Origin of the sequence: Microbacterium sp. BF1 (genome assembly GCF_019279095.1) — a bacterium.
Classification (GTDB): domain Bacteria; phylum Actinomycetota; class Actinomycetes; order Actinomycetales; family Microbacteriaceae; genus Microbacterium; species Microbacterium maritypicum.
In genome coordinates this window covers 1-1692 of the sequence record NZ_JAGYWT010000514.1, presented here as the reverse complement: position 1 = coordinate 1692, position 1692 = coordinate 1, and the positions used below count along the sequence as shown (strand labels likewise).

The 1692-nt window shown below is 67.7% G+C and carries 1 protein-coding gene; it reads right to left on the bottom strand.

The genetic code is table 11. The features are described from left to right. A partial coding sequence (gene gltX, locus KZA10_RS14280; protein ID WP_256934888.1) for a glutamate--tRNA ligase occupies window positions 1–1494 on the bottom strand: 1494 nt, incomplete at its 3' end. Window positions 1495–1692: the final 198 nt, after the last annotated feature.

The following is a 1692-nucleotide window of genomic DNA, read 5'->3' as shown; positions in this document are numbered from 1 at the left end:
CTGGCAGATGTCCACCATCCAGCTCGACTTCAACCAGCCGGACCGGTTCGAACTGGAGTACACCGGTCCCGACGGCCAGAAGCACCGGCCGGTCATGATCCACCGTGCACTCCTCGGCTCCGTCGAGGGCTTGAGCTCGAGCTTCTCGACCAGCTCCGCGGCCAGGGCCTCCTGGATCTTCTCCGGCGTGAACTCCTCCAGCGGCTCGAGCGCGACGACGCAGGCATCGAGCACCTCGGCGGCGTTCGCCGGCAGCCCCTTGAGCGCATCCTCGGCGTACGTGACCTCGTCGGCGAACAGGAAGCCCACCATGCCGGGGACCTCGCCCAGCAGCTGCACGCGCTCCTGCACGAGAGGTGCGACGCGGAAGGCCGTCACCAGCTGCTCGTGCGTGGGCTCGTCGAACAGACCGGCCGCGGCGAGATACGGGATCGTGCGCTCGGCGAAGTCCTTCTCCCCCAGCATCCGGATGTGGTCGCCGTTGATCGACTCGGCCTTCTTCTGGTCGAAACGGGCCGGGTTCGGGTTGACGTTGACGATGTCGAACGCGGCCGTGAACTCGTCGAGCGAGAACACGTCGCGGTCGGGACCGATCGACCAGCCGAGCAGCGCGAGGTAGTTGAGCAGCCCCTCGGGAATGAAGCCGCGGTCCCGGTGCAGGAACAGGTCGGCCTGCGGGTCGCGCTTGGAGAGCTTCTTGTTGCCGGTCTCTCCCAACACCAGGGGCATGTGCGCGAAGCGCGGCACGAACGTCGTGACGCCCGCGTCGATGAGCGCGGCGTACAGAGAGAGCTGGCGTGCGGTCGAGGGCATGAGGTCCTCGCCACGCAGCACGTGGGTGATACCCATCAGGGCGTCGTCGACCGGGTTCACGAAGGTGTACAGCGGCACGCCGTTCGGACGCACGACCACGAAGTCGGGGAACGAGCCGGCGGGGAAGGTGACCTCGCCGCGGATCAGGTCGACGTAGGTGACGTCCTCGTCCGGTACCCGCAGGCGCAGCGCAGGCTGGCGACCCTCGGCGCGGAACGCCTCCTTCTGCTCGTCGGTGAGATCGCGGTCGAAGTTGTCGTAGCCGAGCTGCTTGGCACGGCCTGCGGCCTCGTTGCGCGCGTCGATCTCCTCGGCCGTGGAGAAGCTCTCGTAGAGGGCGCCCGTGGCGATGAGCTTGTCGATCACCTCGCGATAGATGTCATGACGCTCGGACTGCCGGTACGGAGCGTGCGGTCCGCCGACCTCGACGCCCTCATCCCAGTCGATCTTGAGCCAGGTCAGAGCATCGACCAGCTGGCGGAAGCTCTCCTCGCTGTCACGGGCGGCGTCGGTGTCCTCGATGCGGAACACCATCTTCCCGCCGTTGTGACGGGCGTACGCCCAGTTGTAGAGAGCCGTGCGGACCATGCCGACATGCGGCAGTCCGGTCGGCGAGGGGCAGAAGCGGACGCGGACGTCGGCACCACTGACAGTCGTGGTGAGGGGGTGAGGGGTAGCCATAGCCCTTCGATTCTACGGGGACGGCCGTCGCATCGCGGGTGGGCGGAGGGCCCTCAGGAAAATGTGCTCACAGCCACGGCTGCACGATGCTCGAGCGGGAGCGCGCCGTGCGCAGCGCGCTCATCCACGACGCGCTCGAACGCCGCACGGAATCGCCGACGATCATCGGCGTCGAGCCGGGCGTAGAGAGCACCGGCC